We start from the raw sequence: 18,993 nt of genomic DNA, 5'->3' as shown, positions 1-18,993 counted from the left end.
GGCGTCCATGGCGCGCAGTGTCTGAACCGGACACCCGTCGATGTTCGCGGCCGGGATGCACTCGGGCCGGCAGTCGGGTTACGCTCTCCGTATGATGCTCGACTTTTACGGCCTGAAAGAGGCGCCGTTTTCGATAACGCCTGACCCTCGATTCGTGTTCCTCAGCGAACGCCATCGGGACGCGCTCGCGCACCTGCTGTATGGCATCGGCAAGGGCGGCTCGGGCGGGTTTGTGCTGTTGACGGGTGAAGTGGGCACCGGCAAGACGACCATTTGCCGATTGCTGTTGGAACAGTTGCCTGAGCACACGCAGGTGGCGATGGTGCTGAACCCGAAGATCTCGGCCGTCGAGTTGCTGGAGACCATTGCCGAGGAGCTGAAACTCGACATTCAGGGCGCCCACGGCTCGACCAAGATGTTGATCGACCGTTTGACCCATTATTTGCTCGACGCGTACGCACAAGGGCTTCGTGTCGTACTGATCATTGATGAGGCGCAGAACCTGGCGATTGATGCGCTCGAGCAGGTTCGGCTGCTGACGAATCTGGAGACGCCAACCCAGAAGCTTCTGCAAATCCTGCTGCTCGGTCAGCCCGAACTGCGCGCCCTGCTTGCCAAGCCGGAGCTTCGGCAGCTAACGCAACGCATCACCGCGCGGTATCACTTGACGCCACTATCGGCCGCCGAGAGCGAGGCCTACGTGCGCCATCGCCTGGCCGTGGCCGGTTGCAAACGGTTTCCGTTTTCGACCACGGCACTGACGACGATGCATCGACGGGCGCAAGGCGTGCCCCGTCTTTTGAATGTGATTGCTGACCGCGCCCTGACTGCGGGTTACGCGCGCGAACAGCTTCCGATCAGCCCGGCACTGGTGAATGAGGCCGCCGACGAGGTTCTGGGCCAGCACCGCCGTCGGCGCTTCTGGCCGCTGATGTTTCTCGGAACCGCGGCGATCGCCGTCGTGCTGACCCTGCTGCCGCGCTACTGGCCGGCGCTGACGGCGCCAGAACCCGAACCGGTCATACCGGCCCCACCGGCGCCCGTCACGCTGGCCGAGATTCTTGATGAAGACCGGCCCATGGCGCGTGAATACGAACAGCAGTTGGCGCGCCGCTGGCTCAAGGAGTGGTCGGCGGATCCGGCGTTGCTGGATCGGGTGCTGCTTTGTCCGGAGCGGCTGGACGATCGTCTGCGCTGCTGGCGCGGCAAGAGCAACCTGACGCAACTTGGCGAGATCGACCGGCCCGTATTTCTGCTCCTTCGCGATGGTGGGGACAGTCGCTGGGTACGTCTCGTCGGCGTCGATCTGGAGCGCATTGCGCTCGATTTCGGCAGTCGTCGCGAGCGTGTCGGTCGTGCCGAACTGGAGCAACGCTGGGTTGGCGACTACATTGGACTTTACGCGCCGGCTGTCAGTATCGAGTCGCCGCTGGCGCTCCGCGCGGAAGGGCCGGCCGTCACGTGGCTGCACCTTCGGCTGCGCGACTTTGACCAAGTCAGTGTGCCAAGCGATGCGGTGTTTGACGACCGAACCCGAATCCGGGTTCTGGAGTTGCAACATCGTTTCGGCCTGAGCGCCGATGGCGTGGTTGGCAACGAAACCCTATGGCTGCTGGCCAGTCGTGATCCCAATGGCCCCCGTCTTCGGAAGCCGCCGTTTCCCCCATAATGCCGACATGAGCCTGATTCTCGAAGCCCTGAAAAAATCCGAAGCCGAGCGACGTGCCGGAGAACTGCCGGTCGTGCTGTCGGAGCGGGCGTTTGTGCCGCAGCGGGAGCGGCCGGTTTGGCCCGTGTTCGCAGCGTTTGTCGTCTTGGTTGGCTTGGCGGGAGCCTACGTGAATCGCAGTATCCTGTGGCCGGAGCGCTTTCCCTCGCCAGCAGAAGAACCAGACCACGCGGCCGCAACCAAAGCGCTGCCTGAGGGCAGCGTCGCACTCAGTACCGAACCCGCCGCGAACCCCGCCACGGGCGCGGACATTGCGGCGGACACGCCCCCGAATGCGGCACCAACCGGTATGACTGGAACGCCGCCCGCGCCGAGTGCGTCCATCGCCGCCGCAGCGCCGACCGACCAAGGCGTTGTGCCGCCTGCGGGCGCTCGGGGCCCAGCGTTTACCGAAGTGCCCGCGCCAGCGCCACCGGCGCCCGTGGACAGTGACCCGCCACCGAGCTTTCCGACACCCTCGGCGAGCCAGATCGAGCAATCGGAAGCCGCTTTGGCGGCGGCACCGGTGAGTGCAGCGCCACCCGCCGCACCGACGCCAGCGCCCGTACCGACGACTCAGGTTGCTACCGCGCCTGCAGCAACGCCCCCGACGCTACCCGTGCCGGAAATCGCTTCGGCACCACCGGGCCCGACGCAGGCACCGGCTGAGCCCATCGTCAACACCGCGCTGCCCGAATTTACCAGCCTTCCCCATGCCACCCGGCAGGCCATCCCCGCGTTGAAGGTCAGCCTGTTTGTGTTTCATCAGGACCCAAGCCGGCGCTTTGTGATCGTCAACGGCGCTCGCTTGCAGGAAGGCGGGGTGGTCGGAGAGGAAACCTGGCTCCGTGAGATCCGCCAGGACGGCGCCGTTTTTGAGTTCCGCGGCGAACGCTTTCTGCTGCGCCGGCAGGGTTATTGATGTTTGTCCACGTGCCATCGCGACGACGCGAGAAGCGGCCCTGGTGGACCGCCTTGATTGTCCTGGTGTGTACCGGCGTGTTTGTCTGGGAAATGCTGCAGCCTGAGTCGACGCGCTCGGCCACGCTTTACGGGTTCGGCACGGTGCCGAGCCGACTCGCCAGTGCATTCAGTCTCGGTCAGGCCCTGCCGATCGGCCGCGAGTTGCTCCGGTTGCTCAGCGGCATTTTTGTCCATGTCGATTTCCCTCACTTGCTCGGCAACATGGTTTTCGTGCTGATTTTTGGCCTGTCGGCCGAGCGGTTGCTCGGCTCGCGTCGGTTTGTCGCGCTGTACCTGATTTGCGGCGCGCTGGCGAACCTGTGCGGCGCCATTTTCTACCAGGGCAGCGAAGCGGTCATTGTGGGCTCCTCGGGTGCGGTGTCGGCCATTGTTGGCGCGTATATCACGCTGTTCCCGAACGCCCGGCTCGGCCTGGTGATTCCACTTGGACTGTTCATGGAGTGGGTGCGCATGCCGGCGTCGATTTTGATCGGCATCTGGGTATTGATCCAAATTCTGTTCGCCCTCGCCGGCCCAAACCTCGCTGCCGTAGCCTGGCCGGTACATCTCGCCGGGTTCGTCTCGGGCGTTCTGTTTGCGCTGTTGTCGCGCCCGGCAATTGCCAAGCGCCTACGAAATTCCTGACTGGTTCCAAGGAGCACACTGATGGCTGGCACTGATCGTGAGGTGACGTTCCGTTTTCTGGCCGAACCGGGCGACGTCAATTTCGGCGGCAAAGTCCATGGCGGCGCCGTCATGCGCTGGATCGACCAGGCTGGCTACGCGTGTGCGTCGGCTTGGTCGGGGCGCTACTGCGTTACGGTGTACGTCGGCGGGATCCAGTTTCAGCGACCCATTTCGATCGGGCAGCTGGTCGAGGTGAGCGCGCGTATCGTGAAGACCGGCAGCACCAGTATGCATGTGGCCGTGGATGTGCACGCTCGTGATATCACCGGAGAGAAGTATGAGCGCACTACCCACTGCCTGATGGTGTTCGTCGCGGTGGACGCCGAGCGGCAACCCGTGGCGGTGCCGGCCTTTGTCCCAGAAACCGAGACCGAGAAACACCTGCAGGCCTATGCCGACCGCATCCTCACGATGCGTCAGGAAATCGAAGCCGAACGTCGACGCATGCTGGCCGAACTGTTCTGATCCGCTCGGCGTGTATTGAGACAACCCCGCCAGAGCGACCGCAGCAACCGAACAGGTCAGACCAATTCCCAATCAGGCGCCAATTTATGTGACTTGGCGCACATTTTGGCAGGGCCTTTGCTTCAATAACCGGCGGCCTCAGGTTCTGACCATCAATATGCTTGATTGCATCGCCGATGCATCGCAGGCAGAACCGGCAGGGTAGAGCGGGTCGCAGCAATGTGGTGTGGTGCATGTCCGGTCGCGGGCGTTATTGCCTGCTATCGTGCATGAACGCGAAATTGGGCGTGCAGGCGATGGAATCAATCAGGTGTCCGTTCGGGCGGACGCAGGAGCAGGCATGGAAGGAATGACGGGCAGCGGGTCGCGCGGGAGTGACCGCAAACATGGAATTCGGGATCGCAACCTCCCGGCGCGGCCGCGTGCGGCGCTGGAGGGCGTGCTGGGCCTTTTGGCCACCGAACTGGAGCGCCTGATCCGGACCAGCCTCAACGATCTCGAACAAGCCTTGTTCAAACTTGCCGAGCAGTCGCGCAGCAATCAGGAACAGCAACGCTGCTTTGAGGCCCTGCGCGAAGTCCGGCGCGGCCGGGCGGATGTTGGGCCGCGCTTTTTTCTGCATCTCGAAACGGCTTTGGCAAGCGTCGGTGAGGACCGCCGGGCTCCGGCGTTCAGCAAGTCCAAAGGCGGCCAACGCGAGTTGAGCCTCGTTGCGGCGGAAGATCTGGATGTCTCGTTGGCGCTGATGGAAGCGGCGAGCAAAGCCGAAATTCGAAACTCCCAGGCGCTGTTTGCGCTGGGTCAACGTTTTGGCGTGTTGGCCGAGGGCCCGGCCTTCGAGGCCGATGAATTGCCGGTTGGCCCGCACCAGCTCTGCGAGTGCATTCGACTGGCCGCCGATGCGCTCGAGGTCGCGCCCGAGTTCCGCGTGATGTTCTTCCGCCATTTTGATCGCTGCGTCTTTGGCGAGTACGCACAGCTGCTGGAACAGATTAATCGCTCTTTGATTGAAGCCCGAATCCTGCCAAACCTGATCTTGTCGCTACCCCGGCACCGCCGCGCCGAATCGGACGGCGCAAATGGCAGCGCGGGTCACGGTGTCGGTAGCGGTGCCGGTCATACTCCGAGCTCTGGGCGGGCGCCCGAGCGCGCCGTGCCGGTAGATAGCCGCAGTTCGGCACCCGCCCCGGAACCATTGCATTCCGGTGCGCCGATGCCGTCTGGCGCGCCGCCCAAAACACCCCCGAATCCGAATGCGGCGGCGCTGGCGCCCGAAGCGCCGGCAATCTCGGATTCACAAGCCAGCGCACCTATGCAACCAGTCGCCGCCCAAAGTGCTGTGTCTGGTGGCGGCGGTGCGCGCTCCAATCTGGCGGAACTCATGCAAAGCCTGGCCCGCTCGCGCGCGGCGGCGGCTGGCGCCGGTGGCAATCCGGCCGAGCACCCTGCTCCCGCGCCAACCGGCCACTCCAGCATCCCCAATCCTTCAGCGCCGAATCCGCTGTCCAACCTGGCGCCGCCGCCGAGCGCGGCGATTCCGCCGATGCCGAAGCCGCTGCCATCGGGTCCCGCTTCGATCGCACCGACCAGCGCGGCAAACGAGCCGGCGCGACGGCCCGGCACGCCAGGGCATCTGGGCAAGGAAGTCCTTGATGATCTGCATTTGCCAGGGTTCTCCCGGCCCATGACGGGCTGGCCCGGGGTGGCCCAGAAAGTGCCCACCGATGCAGCCAATGACGCGTTTGGGCAAATGGTGTTCGATGACATGCGCGAGCTGCTGGCCGGTCGCCGCCAGGCACTTGGGCTCAGTCCGACGTTGGCACCTGACTCGATCTATCCGATCCGGCATGACGATATTGAGTCGGTGCTGGCTGGCCTGCAAAGTCGTCCGGTCACCCCGATGTTTACCGGCGGCAAAGTCACGCCGCGGACGGTCAGCCACATCAAGCAGGACATGCTGAATCAGCTCCGGCAACTCGCCCCAAGCGGCAAGGCCCCCAGCCTGCAGAGTGAGGACGCGGATACGTTCGATCTGGTCGGCTTGCTGTTCGACAGCCTGCTGAAGGAAGGAACGACCACGACGCCAATGAGCAACATGATGAGTCGCTTGCAGGTACCGCTGCTGCGCGTCGCGTTGCGGGACAAGAGTTTCTTCACCAAGCGGACGCACCCGGCCCGACAGTTCCTCAATGCGGTGGCGGAAACGGGAATGTACTGGCTCGACGGCTCCGACGAAGACCGCAGTCTGCTCGACAAGATGCAAGTGGTGATCGACCGTGTCGTCCACGAGTTTCAGGACAATGTTGACGTCTTTGACGACTTGCTCGGCGACCTGGCCCGGCACATGCAGACCGTGGTCCGGAAATCGGATGTTGCGGAGCGGCGGCAGGTCGATGCGCTGAAGGGTCGGGAAAAGCTCGACCACGCGCGCGTCGTCGCCCAGAAGGCCATTGCGGACCGGCTCGCCGGCCGCAAATTGAAGACCCTGATCAAGACGCTTTTGGAACAGGCATGGACAGACGTGCTCGCGCTGACCGTGCTTCGCCATGGTGAGGACTCCGATGCGTTCCGACGCCGGATGGAACTGGTCGATCGCCTGATAGCTGCCGGGACACCCGGACAAGACAACGAGCTGCAGGACGCCAGCACCCGTGTCGAACTGCGCCAGGAGGTGGAAACCGGCCTCGCCCAGGTGGGCGTCCATCACGAAGACGTTCAGGCGGTTGTTGATCGCCTGTTTGCCACGGGCGACGAGCCCGCATCGGGTGCCGAGGAAGGCGCGACGCTGACGGAAGTTGCCGCCCGCCTCAAGTCGCGCAGCAAGCTCGGCGAGGAAGGCGATCACTCCGTCCACACCCATCTGCCGCACCGCGCAAAGATTGACCCGCCGCTCGACGCCGAAGAACAGCAATTGCTGGCGCAGGTCCGGGCATTGCCGTTCGGCACCTGGTTCGAACTGAAATCACCCGGCGGCGATCGGGTGCGCCGCAAGCTGTCCTGGTTCAGTCCGCTCACAGGGCGCTGTCTGTTCGTCAACCAGCGCGGTGCGAAAGTCGATGAAACGGATATCGAGCGACTCGTCCGCGAGATCAGTCGCGGTCGGATCAGCGTCGTCGAAGATAAGCCAGACTCCCTGCTCGACCGGGCGTTCGGCGCCATCGTCAAGACCTTGAAACAATTTGCCGGCCAGGGAGGCACTGCCTGATGGAGCATCGCCGCTCAAAGCGACGTTCAGTCGAAAACGCGATTCCGGTGATCAACACGATGACCGGACAGGTACTCGGGCAAGTGGGCAATCTGTCTGTGGATGGCCTGATGCTGATCGCCAACAAACCCGTCAAGAGCAACGCGCTCTACCAGCTCAGCTTTCATATCGAAGACAGCCGCGGCCTTCCCGTCGCCATTGAGATGGGCTGTCACGAACAGTGGAGCGAAGTGGCGCAGACGGGGCAGTTCTGGGCGGGGTTCCGCATCATCGACATTGCCGCCCGCGACCTCGACCTGCTCGCTGCCTGGGTCGATAACGAAGGCTGATCCGGCGCACTCAGTCCTCGGGGTGATGCCCGTCGTCGTCAGTGGGATGGCTGTCGCTAGTGAGGTCTGCATCCGCGTCGACGTCGGCGTCCTTCCCCAGCGCGGCCTGAGCGTCGCGGAGTAGCTTGAACACTTTTCGCGCCGCCGTGGGCGGCTGACCTCGATCGGCCTCCTGCCGAGCCTGGCGCTGCAGTTGTCGGAGCGTTTGGCGATCGAGGCTTGGGAACGCTTCGAGAGCCGCATTCACGTCGTCGTCCTGGCCCAACAGCAGGCGATCGCGCCACTGCTCGGCCCGATGCAACGCAGCCGATTGGCGACGCTTATCCAGCTTGTTGGCTGCCACCGCTTTGCGGATCGCCGGGAGTTCGTCCTCGGCTTTGCGCAAGTGCTTGGCCAAAAACTGCATCTCGCGCTTCCGCGCGATATGGGCGGTGATGCTCCGCGCAAAGTCGACCTGCTGGCGCAGGCCCGCGCTGATCGGCACCTGCTCCAGCTCGCCTTCCGACAGCTCCATCAGGGTTTTGGCCAATGCCAATACGTCCAGCGCCTCGCGGCGCTGCTGGCTGCGGCTGGGGCCGCCATAGAACTCGTCGGGGTTGAAATCGTCACGCATGGCCGTCATTGTGGCGAGTCCAGACTCTTTTTGTCGACCAAGCAGGCGCTGATGAACATTGAAAACAGCCAAGAGGAACTCGCGCGACTGAGCCAAGTGGCCGAGGATGTCCTGCAAAGGGCCCGGTCGCTCGGTGCCAGCCAGGCCGAGGTCGGCCTCAATATTGATGCCGGCCTGAACGTCAATGTGCGCCTGGGCGAGGTCGAAACGGTCGAGCACACTCGCGACCGCGGCGTTGCCGTGACCGTCTACTTAGGCCAGCACAAAGGCACCGCCAGTACTGCCGACATTCGTCCGGACAGCATCCGCACAACCGTTGAGCAGGCCATTGCGATCGCCCGCTATACCGAAGCCGACCCGTGCGCGGGCCTGGCTGACCCGGCACGGATGGCTGTTGCGGCAAAAGATTTCGACCAGTGGCACCCATGGGCGCTCAGTGCGGATGCCGCGATCGCACTTGGGCTCCGGTGCGAGCAGGCCGGACGCGATGTGGACGCCCGGATTAACAATTCCGACGGCGCTTCCGTTTCGAGCAACGCCAGCCTGTCGGTCTACGCCAACAGCCACGGGTTTGTTGGCAGTGGTCGCGATACGCGGCACAGCATTTCCGTGGCGCTGCTGGCCGAAGACGACCAGGGGATGCAACGCGACTACTGGTACAGCACCGCCCTGTCTGCCGCTGATTTGGAGGCCGCTGAAGCCATTGGTCAGCGCGCGGCAGCCCGAACGTTGGCGCGACTCAGCCCACAAAAGATCCAAACCACCACCGCACCAATCCTGTTTGCGCCCGAGTTGGCACGCGGGCTGATTGGCAGTTTGATCAGCGCCGTCAGTGGCGGCGCGCTGTATCGCCGCGCCAGTTTCTTGCTGGATTCGTTGGGCACCCAGGTCTTGCCCGCCGGGGTCAGCATTCACGAGAACCCTTGGCTAAACAAGGGCTTTGCGTCCAGTTGGTTTGACGCTGAAGGCGTCGCCACAGCGCCCAATACCCTGGTCGCTGATGGCGTGTTGCAGCGCTACGTGCTCGGCAGCTATTCGGCACGGAAGCTGGGGCTTTCGAGCACCGGTAACGCGGGTGGTGTTCACAATCTGCTGGTGCAGGCCAAAGACACCCAGACATTCGACCAACTACTGGCGCAGATGGGTCGCGGCCTCCTGGTCACGGAGCTGATGGGTCAGGGGCTGAATCTGGTCACCGGCGATTACTCGCGCGGCGCCGCGGGATTCTGGGTCGAAGGGGGCAAGATCGCCTACCCCGTCGATGAAATCACGATTGCCGGCAATCTCCGGCACATGCTGACGGGCATCGTTGGCGTGGGCAGCGATGTCGATCTCCGCTCTCACATCCTCTGTGGTTCGCTGCTGATCGAGCAGATGACCATTGCCGGCGCCTCTGCGCCTGCCGCTGTTCTGGAGGCCTGATCATGCTTTATGCGCAAGTACATCTGACCCTGCCGGCCTGGGTGTTTCAGGAAGTCGACACTGATCGCCCCTACCACGGCGATGACGAACGCATGGCGTTGGCCGCGCAGTTGGCCCGCCGCAATGTCGAAATGGAGACCGGCGGCCCATTTGGGGCAGCGATCTTTGATGGGAACGGCAAGCTCGTGTCGGTCGGCGTCAATCGGGTCGTGCCGCAATCGACGTCTCTGGCCCATGCCGAGATCATGGCGTTCATGACGGCGCAGCAGCGCCTGCAGCGGTTCCGCCTCAATCAGGATGGTGGCCATTTCAGCTTGTACACGTCCGCCCAGCCCTGTTGTCAGTGCTATGGCGCGAGCTTCTGGGCCGGTATCGACGAATTGGTCATTGGCGCGCGTGCCGACGACGTGCATGAGCTGACCGAGTTTGATGAGGGCCCGCTGCCAACCGATTGGATTGGCGAGTTGCAACAGCGCGGCGTAAAGGTCCGGACGGATGTTCTGCGCCAGACCTGCCGGGAAGTGCTGGCCGCCTATCAACGCGGTGCCGGCGTCCGTTACTGAGCGCGCACCCGACGGCGCCGGGCAGGCGCGATGGCAAACGGCAGTCCGTCCACCGGAACCAGCGGTGAAGCCCCCTGTTTCGGGGGCTGACAGGTCGCCAACTTGGCTCAAACTGGCGCCCGCACGCGCGCACCGGTCAACGCGATCGTGACGATTGCTGACTTGACCGCACCGGCTCGCACTGCCAAATCAAACAGCAGCGCACGCCCAAACCGCCCTTGGAGCCCCAAAAAAATGAATCGCCTTCTCGTTGGCCTGTTGAGCTGTTGTCTGAGCCTCTCGGTGCTGGCCGCCGAACCCTTCCGGCTCGCGCCGCCGCAGGCCATGTTCCGCGAAAGCGTTCATCTGCAACAGTTTGTCCGCGGCACGTTGCGCTTTGTGCTGCTGCATGAAGCCGGGCATGGCTTTGTCGATCTCTACGACATTCCGGTTCTTGGCCGCGAGGAAGATGCGGCCGACCGCTTTGCCACGTGGTGGATGGGCCCGAGCGAGAGCGAAGACGGGGGCGACGCGATCGCCGCGGTCGAATGGTGGCTGGCACTGGGTGAACACAGCGAGCTGAGCCGCGAACAGCTGGCCTGGTGGGACGAGCATGGCATCGACGAGCAGCGCGGCTATCAAATCATCTGCCTGCTCTATGGCACGGACCCGCAGACGATGGGCCCGCTTGCCGGGCGCACGCACCTGCCGGAAGACCGGCGCGAATCGTGCATTCCAGAAGCCCAGCAGAACGACCAGTCTTGGCGGGCCTACCTGAGTGGCAACACGGCGCGGGCGCCGATGCAGTTGGACGGCTTTCTGGTCCCGGTCAAATACCAGCCGGCGGCGTCGGAAGCCAATCAGGCAGCCGCCAGCCTGGTGCAGGAATGGCAGGTGCTGGAAGAACTGGCCGCGATGCTGAAACAGTTCCGGTTTCCGGAAGGCGAGGCAATGATCCGACTGGTGGGTCGGGAATGCGGCACCCCGAATGCGTACTGGAGCGGCGACGAGCACACGATCACCCTGTGCTACGAACTGGTCAACCTGGTGGCCGATGTTGGCGTGGCCGCCGGTTTCAAACCGGAACCGGAGGCGCCGTGAAGCCGCGGGCGCGCGCATCTACCGGCGCTGGTCGCCCTGATCCCCACAACGTCTTGAATTATCTGGCACTTTTTGTCGCGCGCGACCAGATCGGTCGCCATTTTGGCGGCCGCCTGCCTGAACGATTCTGACGGATTCACAAAATTTCTTTAACGAAGATTTTGCATTCCGGCGCAGACCTGATTATGATGCGCGCCCCTTCCGCAGGCATTTCCTGCGGCCTATGCTTTTTGGAGCCTTCATGCCATCCGTCAAAGTCCGCGAAAACGAGCCATTCGAGTTTGCCCTGCGCCGCTTCAAGCGCTCGTGCGAAAAGGCCGGCATTCTTGCCGAGACCCGCAAGCGCGAGTTCTATGAAAAGCCGACGCAAGAGCGCAAGCGCAAGGCCGCTGCCGCGGTCAAGCGCAACTCGCGTCGCGTCTCCCGCGATGTGACCAAGCGCAAACGCATGTATTGATTGCGGTTGCAACACATCAAGAGCCGACGCCACGCGAGTGCCGTCGGCTTTTTGTGTTGTCTCAGTCCGCAAAAGCTCCCCGCCCGATCCATCTGATCTGAGCAAAGGCACCAAGCCCACTGGCAACAACACGAATCCCACGGCGTTCCTGGGGTCCAAACCCCACCCTGCAGTGACGAGTCGGCCGTTGCTGCACCCGAAAGAAGAAGGAGTAATCCATGAGCCTCAAGGCCCAACTCACCGAAGACATGAAGACCGCCATGAAGGGCGGCCTCAAGGAAAAGCTCGGCGTGATCCGCTTGATCAATGCCGCGATCAAACAGCGCGAAGTCGATGAGCGCATCACGCTCGACGACAGCCAGGTGCTGGCCGTGCTCGAAAAGATGTCCAAGCAGCGCAAGGATTCGATCGAGCAGTACAGCAATGCGGGCCGCGAGGATCTCGCCGAGGTCGAGCGCGCCGAACTCGTCATCATCCAGGCGTACCTGCCCGCGCAATTGAGCGAGGCGGAGCTGCTCGATATTCTGAACGCGACGATCGCCGAGATCGGCGCCACCGGCCCGAAGGACATGGGCAAGGTGATCGGCGCGCTGCGCCCGAAAGTGGCGGGCCGTGCGGATCTTGGCAAGCTGTCTGAGCAGGTCAAGGCCCGCCTCGCCGCGCTCTGAGTTCAGCTACGCTGAACAGCAAAAACCCGGCTCTTCAGGCCGGGTTTTTTATTGGGTCAGGTTTTGGCGTGCCGATAATGACGCGCGCGGCGCGCTGATACGTCAGATAGCTGATCGCCCAGTTGATCAACACGACCAATCGGTTCCGGAATCCAATCAGAAAAAAGAGATGCGCGAACAGCCAGAACAGCCACGCGCTTGCGCCGGCAAATCGAACCCCGCGCAGATCAACCACCGCCGCCAGGCGACCGATCGTCGCCAGATTGCCAAAATCGACGTACCGGAATGCCGGCCGGTCTGATTTGCCCGCCAGCATTTGGCGGATTCGGGCCGCGACATGGCGCCCCATTTGCTTGGCAGCTGGCGCCACGCCGGGAACGGGCTTGCCGTCGCATTGGATTGACGCCAGATCCCCAATGACGAACACGTTTGGATGTCCTGGCACACTGAGATCGGGATCAACCTTGACGCGTCCGGCCCGATCCCGCTCAGCTGGCAACGACGCACCGAGTGGTGACGCGGCAACGCCCGCTGCCCAGAGCACCGTACTGGCTTCGATGCGGTTCGGACCGAGCATCAGGCCATCCGCATCGATCACAGTGACCGGAGTCCCTGTATGCACTTGCACGCCGAGCTTGGTCAGTTGCCGACACGCGCTCTCTGACAGTGACTCCGGCATGCTTGCCAGTACACGCGGTCCAGCTTCGATCAGATGAATCTCGGCCCGACGTGGATCGGCGCGACGAAACTCTCTCGGTAGCGTATGCCGGGCGATTTCCGCCAACGTGCCCGCCAGCTCGACACCCGTGGGACCGCCACCAATCACGGCAAAACGAAGGTGCCGGGCGCGCGCAATTGGATCGTCGGTGCGCTCAGCAGCCTCAAACGCCGCCAGCATTCGCGCGCGTATACCAAATGCGTCTTCCAGCGTTTTCAAACCCGGGGCGTGTTGCTGCCACGCGTCGTTCCCGAAATACGCATGAGTCGCGCCGGCAGCCACAATCAAATAGTCGTAGCGCAAAGGCTCATTGCCGATCATCACCAACTGCTTGCTGACATCGATGCCCGTGACCTCGCCCATCAGCACGGTAACGTTGCGCTGGCTGCGTAGGATATGTCGCAGTGGCGCGGCGATATCCGGCGCCGACAGGCCGGCCGTCGCCACTTGATAGAGCAATGGCTGAAACAGATGGTGATTGGTGCGATCGATCAGCGTGATATCGACGGGCGCTGACGCCAGCGCGCGCGTGGCCCACAAGCCGCCGAAGCCGCCGCCGATGATCAGCACCTGCGGCTTCAAGGATGGGTCCGTTCCCTGGACGCGATCAGTCATTGCAACAGGGCTTAGTAGCGGCCGTAGACATCGACCCGGGCGCGATCCAGCGACAGCTCGGTATCACCGATCACACCGATCTGCACGACGCAGCGTTTGCCGCCTTCGAGATCGATCCAGCGCGTTTCGCCACCTTGGGCGATGCGGTCGCGAACATGCAGCGTATCGGTGCTGCCATCGCGGAAGCGCACCCAAAGACTCTCGATTTCGACCTGACCATGCTTGGCCTTGAGCTTGATCGCATTGATGCGCGGTTTGCAGCGCGTCTTGATCAGGTCCAGGTCATTCTCGTGGTGCGCGAGCTTGGTGCTGCCCAGGTAGCGCGAATCATCGGCGTGCACACTCAGGGCACAAAGGCTCAGCAATGCTGCAGACAGGATCAGAGACAACTTCGTCTTCATTGAGACCTCCTCAGTCGGGGTGGAATACACGACAGAACGTGGCCCCGCGTATCCCGTTGACGCCAGTGATGATAGCAGTCAAGACTGATTCAGATTCGACGATCTCAGCGCTACAGCATGCCGGTTTCAAGCTTCGCGACGTCCGACATCATCGACTGGTTCCAGGGCGGGTCAAACACGAGCTCGACATCGGCCTCGGCCACTTTGGGCAGCAGTTCAATCTTGTCGCGCACATCGGTGACCAAAATATCCCCCATGCCACAGCCAGGCGCGGTCAATGTCATCTGCACAGCCACTTTGCGCTGGCCGTCGTCCTGGCGCGTGATATCGCAGGTATAGACCAGGCCGAGATCGACGATATTGACCGGAATCTCCGGATCGAAGCAGGTTCGAAGCTGCGACCACACGGCCTTTTCGAATTCCTCGTCACTGGCGTTTTCTGGCACTTCTGGCAGGGGCATCGGCTCCTTGCCAAGGGCATCGGCGTCCTGATTCTTGACCCGGAACAGGTTGCCCTCGACAAACACGGTGAAACTGCCGCCCAATGCCTGGGTGATATACCCAACCTGGCCGGCGGGCAAGTTGACCACGTCGCCCGATGGCACCATGACGACTTCACAGTCGCGCTCGAAGCGAATCGGTTCGGAGGTCTGGCTGTAACGACTCATGAGCACAAAAGCCTGAACGGGGCCCGCCATTGTAGCGGGCTTGCGTGAATGTCGGGTTGAACGCAGGCAGAGGCGCTACGGGCATCCACCGTGGAACGGATCGGAATCCCGGACTGCGGTAGGGACGCTGCCCCGAACCGCGCTTCGTCAGGGTTTGCTACATCCAGCCAGATGCAGTGCAACCCGACGGTTGCGCGCGCGACCCGTATCTGAATCGTTGTCGGCGATCGGCTGGGTCTCTCCATACCCCTTCGCCTGCAGACGCGCCAGGGGCACCCCATGGCTGGTCAGCCAAGTCAACACGGCCTTGGCGCGGCGATCTGACAGTGCCTGATTGCTGGCGTCATCGCCTACCGCATCGGTATGACCTTGGACTTCGATGACCCCGGTTGGCACCGCTTGAATGGTGGCGAGCGCCTTCTGCAACACGCTTTCGGAAGCCGATTTCAGCGTGGCCTGGTTCGTGTCGAACTGCACGCCATAAATCGGCAATGAGCAATCCTTCTTGAGGGCGGCCGCCCAATCCTCGGCACCCAGATCGACGACTTGATAGGCGTAGCGGGCACCGAATTCAATGCTCATCCGAACCCAGAGGTTGCGGCCTTGCTGCTGGTAGTGCGCGATCAGCAATCCGGTTTCGTGGTCGGCATCGTCCTTCGGAAACAGCAGTTGCCACCCAGCCTGTTTCAACGCTGCGCGCTGCTCGGTCATGAATTGCAGGGTCGACAAGGTCTTTGGTCCTTGGTAGCTACGCGTCTGCACGGCTGAACCGACCAACACCGGATCAGTCGACGCATTCGCGCCGAATGCCAGACTCACATCGAGCGGCCCGTCCGCGCGCGCACCTTCGGGCGCGCTGGAGCCCGGCATCGGGTTCAAATAAGGGAAGTTCTGAGCACTCGCCACCGCTTCCGCAGTCGCCTTTGGCACGGGGTGTTGCCAGGTTTGCACAACCGACGCCGGCACAATGAGCTCCAGTCCCACATAGGCCTGCGGCGCATCGTTATCCATGCGGAGCCAGAGTTCGCGCCCAGGCTTCTGATAATGAAACACACTCGATGCTTTGGTCTCATCGACGTATACCTGCTGCCATCCTGCTTGTTTCAGGGTCGCCGCAACGGCATTGAATATGCGTTCCTCAGAACCGTTGTAAAAGCCCAGCGCGGGCTCGCCCGCGGCGGGCGTGTAGCGCAACCAACGCTTGAAGTGCTCACCACGGCGGACCACGCTCTCGGCGCCCGTCGCGTCCTGCTGAAAGCTCGCTTCGGCCAGATCCTCGTGCAAGAGCTCCTGACCGTCGGACACGCCAACCTGGGCCGGCAATTTGACTTCCGGCGGCAGACCAAAATCGGCGTGCGCGAAACCACTCAGCAAGCAGGCGAAACAGATCCAGATCAAGCGCGACATGCAGCTCTCCCAATTATCCAGCAAGCAAACGAGACATCACGGCCATACGCATGGGCACGCCATTGCCGACTTGTTCCAGAATCACCGACTGCGGGCCATCCGCCACACTGCTGGCGATTTCGACTTCGCGGTTCATCGGGCCCGGATGCATGACAATCGCATCGGGCTTGGCCAGCGCCAGACGCTCCTGACTCAAGCCCCACTGTCGGAAGTAATCGGCATCCGATGCGATCAACGCTTGATCCATGCGCTCTTTCTGCAGACGCAGCATCATGATGACGTCGGCGCCTGCGATCGCGTGATCAATGCGGTCAAACACCTGACCGAAGGCGCGCAGTTCGGGTGCCAGCAACTCCGCTGGCGCAGCCAGTCGCAAGTCCTGCACGCCCAGCGTTTTCAGCGCTTGAATGTCGGAGCGCGCTACCCGTGAATGCAGAATGTCGCCAATGACGGCGACGCTGAGCTTGCTGAAGTCCTCACCCTTGTGGCGTCGAATGGTCAGCATATCGAGCAGGCCTTGCGTAGGATGCGCGTGATTGCCATCGCCACCATTGACGATCGCCACGCCCGGCTGCGCATGCTCGGCCAACAGTGCCGGTGTGCCGTTTTCCTTGTGCCGCACCACAAACAGGTCGCAGCGCATGGCCTCGAGCGTGCGCAAGGTGTCGATCAGGGTCTCGCCCTTTTTCGTCGACGAATGCGCCACATCGAAATTGACGACATCGGCACTCAGGCGTACCGCGGCCAACTCGAAGCTGGTACGTGTCCGCGTGGAGGGCTCGAAGAACAGGTTGACGACCGTGCGACCACGCAGCGTGGGCAACTTGTTGACTGGCCGAAGCGCGGTCTGCCGAAGCGCCAAAGCTGTTTCGATCAACGCTTCGAGCTCCTGGCGGCTGACGCCGTCCAGCGTGATCAGATGGCGGAGCCGGCCATCTTCGGCAAATTGAACGTGACGCATCAACGCTCCGGAATCTGGATGGTTTCGAGGTGCAACACCGGCTCGGCTCGCAGCTTGATGTGCCGACCGGCGCCAATCGTGAGGTCACGCCCCACGTAGTCGGCCTGGATCGGCAACTCGCGGCCGTCGCGGCTGATCAATACCGCCAGTTGCACCGACGCGGGCCGACCCCAGTCAAACAGCTCGTTCAGCGCGGCGCGAATGGTGCGGCCGGTGTAGAGCACGTCGTCAACCAGCAACACATGCTCACCTTCGATCGACCAGGGTAGATGGGAAGGCAGCACCTTCGGGTGCAATCCAATCTGGCCGTGATCATCGCGATAGAACGAGATATCGAGTCGGCCCAGCGGCTGATCCGGACTAAGCGCGCGCGCGAGATGTTCCGCCAGCAATACGCCACCCGTCTGAATCCCGACCAGTCGCGGTCGCAAGATGCCGCGGGCGCCAAGACCGGCCTGAATCCGGGCGGTCCACTCACTCAACAGCGGTTCCACTGCCACATCGTCGTTCATCGTATTTCCAGAGCATTCGAAAGGCTGCAGCCACCAGAACGACACCGGGCGGCACTTCGTGTCACGGTCAAGACCGGGCGATCGCCGTGTGGTGCCGGCGTTACCGACAGCGGTCGGCATTCTGGGGGAATATCCGCCAAGGATAGCAGCTGGCGCCTGACGTTCGACGCGGATCAGCACCCACTACAAGCGACGCGTCAGCGTCTGGCCAGACCAATGCTGAGTCGATCGGCCTGAATCGAACACACGTCGGCGTGCGCGCCGTCCGACACTTTCACGCCGAGCTTTGGCACAATCCGGAGAATCAGTCGAACGGACGCATCCCTTGGCAGCATTCGAATATCTCGCACTTGACGGCAAAGGCCAGAACACGCGCGGCGTGATCGAAGCCGATACCGCCCGGTCGGCGCGTACGTTGCTGCGCGAGCGTGGCCTGAATGCGCTTGAGGTGCATGAACTCAACGACAAGACCAAGCCCGGCGGCTCGGCCGACTTCAGCCTGCGCCGCAATCGTCTGGGCAGCAAGCAGCTGGTCGTGTTGACGGAGCAGTTGTCGACGTTGATTCATGCCGGCCTGCCGATTGATGAAGCATTGTCGGCGCTATCGGACGAGACGGATGATGCGCGTCTGAAGCGCGTCGTGGCCGCGCTCCGTGCCCGTGTGCTGGAGGGTCGCACGCTCGCCGATGCGTTCCGGGAGTTCCCCGACAGCTTTCCGGAGTTGTTCCCCGCCACCACGGCGGCCGGCGAGCAAACCGGCAAGCTCGGCGAGGCGCTCAGCCGTCTGGCCGAATACACGCAGAACCGCGACTCGCTGCAGCGCGACCTGATTGCTGCGTTGGCCTACCCGATGCTGCTGCTGACGGTTGCGCTGGCCGTCGTCACGGGCCTGATGACGTCGGTGGTGCCGAAGATCGTTGCGGTGTTCGACAACGTCAAGGCCGAGTTGCCGTGGCTCACCAAATTGCTGATTCACCTTTCGAATCTGCTGGTGCATCAGGGCGTCTGGTTGTTACTTGGGTTGGTGATCGTCATCGTCGGGGCGGTCGCGCTGCTACGTCAGGAACGTGTGCGCAATCGCCTGGACGCGACCTTGCTGCGGCTGCCGTTGATCGGCCGGCTGTTGCGCGCCGCCGATACGGCGCGGGCCGCACGGACACTGGCGGTACTGATCGGCAGCGGCGTTCCGGTTTTGGATGCGCTCAAGCTGGCGGTGCCCACGCTGCGTCGACTGCCATTGCGCGAAGGAATGCGGAAAGCCGCCACCCGGGTCCGCGAAGGTGCGAGCCTGGGGCGGGCGCTGACGGAGGCACGCGTCTTTCCGGCGGTCACGCTGAGGCTCGTGGCCAGCGGCGAAAAAAGCGGTCGGCTGGCCGAAATGCTGGACGCGTCTGCCGATCATCTGGCCCGCGATGTGCGCCAAGCCATGGCCGTGACCAACGCCATTCTGTCGCCGATCCTGATTCTGTTTGTCGGCGCGATCGTGCTGGCGATCGTGCTCGCGATCCTGCTGCCCATTTTCGAACTCAACACGCTGATCAGCCAATGAGC

The 18,993-nt window shown here is 62.8% G+C and carries 19 protein-coding genes; 12 read left to right on the top strand and 7 right to left on the bottom strand.

Going from position 1 to position 18,993, the window contains the following annotated elements:
• The first annotated feature begins 91 nt into the window (after positions 1–91).
• The 6 genes from C7S18_RS22040 to C7S18_RS22015 all read left to right on the top strand — a co-directional run bounded on the left by C7S18_RS22040 (position 92) and on the right by C7S18_RS22015 (position 7,357).
• The gene (locus C7S18_RS22040) at positions 92–1,669 is read left to right on the top strand and encodes an ExeA family protein (RefSeq protein WP_106893603.1); all 1,578 of its coding nucleotides are present in this window, start codon (positions 92–94) and stop codon (positions 1,667–1,669) included.
• Between the two features lie 7 nt (positions 1,670–1,676).
• Positions 1,677–2,630 carry a general secretion pathway protein GspB gene (locus C7S18_RS22035; protein WP_106893602.1) on the top strand — a complete coding sequence of 318 codons (954 nt, stop codon included), beginning with the start codon at positions 1,677–1,679 and terminating at the stop codon, positions 2,628–2,630.
• A gap of 11 nt (positions 2,631–2,641) precedes the next feature.
• Positions 2,642–3,316: a rhomboid family intramembrane serine protease gene (locus tag C7S18_RS22030; protein ID WP_240623943.1), complete on the top strand. Its 675-nt coding sequence runs from the start codon at positions 2,642–2,644 to the stop codon at positions 3,314–3,316.
• A gap of 21 nt (positions 3,317–3,337) precedes the next feature.
• Positions 3,338–3,823, top strand: a complete 486-nt coding sequence (locus tag C7S18_RS22025) for an acyl-CoA thioesterase (protein WP_106893600.1) — start codon at positions 3,338–3,340, stop codon at positions 3,821–3,823.
• Between the two features lie 340 nt (positions 3,824–4,163).
• A complete protein-coding gene (locus tag C7S18_RS22020) occupies positions 4,164–7,028 on the top strand; it encodes a DUF1631 family protein (RefSeq protein ID WP_146152066.1) in 2,865 nt (954 codons plus the stop codon).
• Positions 7,028–7,357 (top strand): PilZ domain-containing protein, encoded by a 330-nt coding sequence (locus C7S18_RS22015; protein ID WP_106893598.1) that lies wholly within the window; start codon positions 7,028–7,030, stop codon positions 7,355–7,357. Before C7S18_RS22020 ends, C7S18_RS22015 begins: the two co-directional genes overlap by 1 nt.
• A gap of 10 nt (positions 7,358–7,367) precedes the next feature.
• Here C7S18_RS22015 and yjgA read toward each other — a convergent pair whose 3' ends face one another.
• A complete protein-coding gene (yjgA, locus tag C7S18_RS22010; RefSeq protein ID WP_106893597.1) occupies positions 7,368–7,979 on the bottom strand; it encodes a ribosome biogenesis factor YjgA in 612 nt (203 codons plus the stop codon).
• Between the two features lie 42 nt (positions 7,980–8,021).
• Here yjgA and pmbA point away from each other — a divergent pair, with 42 nt between their 5' ends.
• The 5 genes from pmbA (at position 8,022) to C7S18_RS21985 (ending at position 12,160) form a co-directional block, all read left to right on the top strand.
• Complete coding sequence (pmbA, locus tag C7S18_RS22005; RefSeq protein WP_106894144.1) at positions 8,022–9,392, top strand: metalloprotease PmbA; 1,371 nt, start codon at positions 8,022–8,024, stop codon at positions 9,390–9,392.
• 2 nt (positions 9,393–9,394) lie between these two features.
• Positions 9,395–9,955, top strand: coding sequence for a nucleoside deaminase (locus C7S18_RS22000; protein ID WP_106893596.1), 561 nt, complete (start codon positions 9,395–9,397; stop codon positions 9,953–9,955).
• Between the two features lie 234 nt (positions 9,956–10,189).
• Positions 10,190–11,035: a DUF4344 domain-containing metallopeptidase gene (locus C7S18_RS21995; RefSeq protein WP_106893595.1), complete on the top strand. Its 846-nt coding sequence runs from the start codon at positions 10,190–10,192 to the stop codon at positions 11,033–11,035.
• A 241-nt stretch (positions 11,036–11,276) separates the two neighbouring features.
• Positions 11,277–11,492: a 30S ribosomal protein S21 gene (gene rpsU, locus C7S18_RS21990; RefSeq protein WP_106894143.1), complete on the top strand. Its 216-nt coding sequence runs from the start codon at positions 11,277–11,279 to the stop codon at positions 11,490–11,492.
• A 218-nt stretch (positions 11,493–11,710) separates the two neighbouring features.
• Complete coding sequence (locus C7S18_RS21985; RefSeq protein WP_106893594.1) at positions 11,711–12,160, top strand: GatB/YqeY domain-containing protein; 450 nt, start codon at positions 11,711–11,713, stop codon at positions 12,158–12,160.
• A gap of 34 nt (positions 12,161–12,194) precedes the next feature.
• Here C7S18_RS21985 and C7S18_RS21980 read toward each other — a convergent pair whose 3' ends face one another.
• From C7S18_RS21980 to pyrR, 6 genes are all read right to left on the bottom strand, one after another.
• Positions 12,195–13,493, bottom strand: a complete 1,299-nt coding sequence (locus C7S18_RS21980; protein ID WP_106893593.1) for an NAD(P)/FAD-dependent oxidoreductase — start codon at positions 13,491–13,493, stop codon at positions 12,195–12,197.
• An 11-nt stretch (positions 13,494–13,504) separates the two neighbouring features.
• Entirely contained in the window at positions 13,505–13,894 is a 390-nt protein-coding gene (locus tag C7S18_RS21975; RefSeq protein WP_106893592.1) for a DUF2541 family protein, read from the bottom strand.
• Positions 13,895–14,004: 110 nt separating this feature from the next.
• Positions 14,005–14,562 (bottom strand): putative Fe-S cluster assembly protein SufT, encoded by a 558-nt coding sequence (sufT, locus tag C7S18_RS21970; RefSeq protein WP_106894142.1) that lies wholly within the window; start codon positions 14,560–14,562, stop codon positions 14,005–14,007.
• Positions 14,563–14,709: 147 nt separating this feature from the next.
• Complete coding sequence (locus C7S18_RS21965; RefSeq protein WP_106893591.1) at positions 14,710–15,969, bottom strand: OmpA family protein; 1,260 nt, start codon at positions 15,967–15,969, stop codon at positions 14,710–14,712.
• A gap of 13 nt (positions 15,970–15,982) precedes the next feature.
• Positions 15,983–16,930, bottom strand: a complete 948-nt coding sequence (locus C7S18_RS21960; RefSeq protein WP_106893590.1) for an aspartate carbamoyltransferase catalytic subunit — start codon at positions 16,928–16,930, stop codon at positions 15,983–15,985.
• Positions 16,930–17,442: a bifunctional pyr operon transcriptional regulator/uracil phosphoribosyltransferase PyrR gene (pyrR, locus tag C7S18_RS21955; RefSeq protein WP_106893589.1), complete on the bottom strand. Its 513-nt coding sequence runs from the start codon at positions 17,440–17,442 to the stop codon at positions 16,930–16,932. Before pyrR ends, C7S18_RS21960 begins: the two co-directional genes overlap by 1 nt.
• A gap of 325 nt (positions 17,443–17,767) precedes the next feature.
• Between pyrR and gspF the strand changes: the two genes are divergently transcribed.
• Positions 17,768–18,991: a type II secretion system inner membrane protein GspF gene (gspF, locus tag C7S18_RS21950; RefSeq protein WP_170113431.1), complete on the top strand. Its 1,224-nt coding sequence runs from the start codon at positions 17,768–17,770 to the stop codon at positions 18,989–18,991.
• Positions 18,992–18,993 lie beyond the last annotated feature (2 nt).

It is taken from the genome of Ahniella affigens (assembly GCF_003015185.1).
Taxonomy (GTDB): Bacteria; Pseudomonadota; Gammaproteobacteria; order Xanthomonadales; family Ahniellaceae; genus Ahniella; species Ahniella affigens.
The sequence above is the reverse complement of the archived record's forward strand: the minus strand, read 5'-3'. Positions and strand labels throughout refer to the sequence as shown.

Bases quoted from the DNA above. Each gene is read 5' to 3' on its own strand.
- pmbA (WP_106894144.1), top strand. From the start codon at position 8,022: ATGAACATTGAAAACAGCCAAGAGGAACTCGCGCGACTGAGCCAAGTG.
- rpsU (WP_106894143.1), top strand. From the start codon at position 11,277: ATGCCATCCGTCAAAGTCCGCGAAAACGAGCCATTCGAGTTTGCCCTG.
- C7S18_RS22035 (WP_106893602.1), top strand. From the start codon at position 1,677: ATGAGCCTGATTCTCGAAGCCCTGAAAAAATCCGAAGCCGAGCGACGT.
- C7S18_RS21995 (WP_106893595.1), top strand. From the start codon at position 10,190: ATGAATCGCCTTCTCGTTGGCCTGTTGAGCTGTTGTCTGAGCCTCTCG.
- pyrR (WP_106893589.1), bottom strand. From the start codon at position 17,442: ATGAACGACGATGTGGCAGTGGAACCGCTGTTGAGTGAGTGGACCGCC.
- C7S18_RS21985 (WP_106893594.1), top strand. From the start codon at position 11,711: ATGAGCCTCAAGGCCCAACTCACCGAAGACATGAAGACCGCCATGAAG.
- C7S18_RS22015 (WP_106893598.1), top strand. From the start codon at position 7,028: ATGGAGCATCGCCGCTCAAAGCGACGTTCAGTCGAAAACGCGATTCCG.
- C7S18_RS21965 (WP_106893591.1), bottom strand. From the start codon at position 15,969: ATGTCGCGCTTGATCTGGATCTGTTTCGCCTGCTTGCTGAGTGGTTTC.
- C7S18_RS22000 (WP_106893596.1), top strand. From the start codon at position 9,395: ATGCTTTATGCGCAAGTACATCTGACCCTGCCGGCCTGGGTGTTTCAG.
- C7S18_RS21980 (WP_106893593.1), bottom strand. From the start codon at position 13,493: ATGACTGATCGCGTCCAGGGAACGGACCCATCCTTGAAGCCGCAGGTG.
- C7S18_RS22025 (WP_106893600.1), top strand. From the start codon at position 3,338: ATGGCTGGCACTGATCGTGAGGTGACGTTCCGTTTTCTGGCCGAACCG.
- sufT (WP_106894142.1), bottom strand. From the start codon at position 14,562: ATGAGTCGTTACAGCCAGACCTCCGAACCGATTCGCTTCGAGCGCGAC.
- yjgA (WP_106893597.1), bottom strand. From the start codon at position 7,979: ATGACGGCCATGCGTGACGATTTCAACCCCGACGAGTTCTATGGCGGC.
- C7S18_RS22020 (WP_146152066.1), top strand. From the start codon at position 4,164: ATGGAAGGAATGACGGGCAGCGGGTCGCGCGGGAGTGACCGCAAACAT.
- C7S18_RS21960 (WP_106893590.1), bottom strand. From the start codon at position 16,930: ATGCGTCACGTTCAATTTGCCGAAGATGGCCGGCTCCGCCATCTGATC.
- C7S18_RS22040 (WP_106893603.1), top strand. From the start codon at position 92: ATGATGCTCGACTTTTACGGCCTGAAAGAGGCGCCGTTTTCGATAACG.
- C7S18_RS21975 (WP_106893592.1), bottom strand. From the start codon at position 13,894: ATGAAGACGAAGTTGTCTCTGATCCTGTCTGCAGCATTGCTGAGCCTT.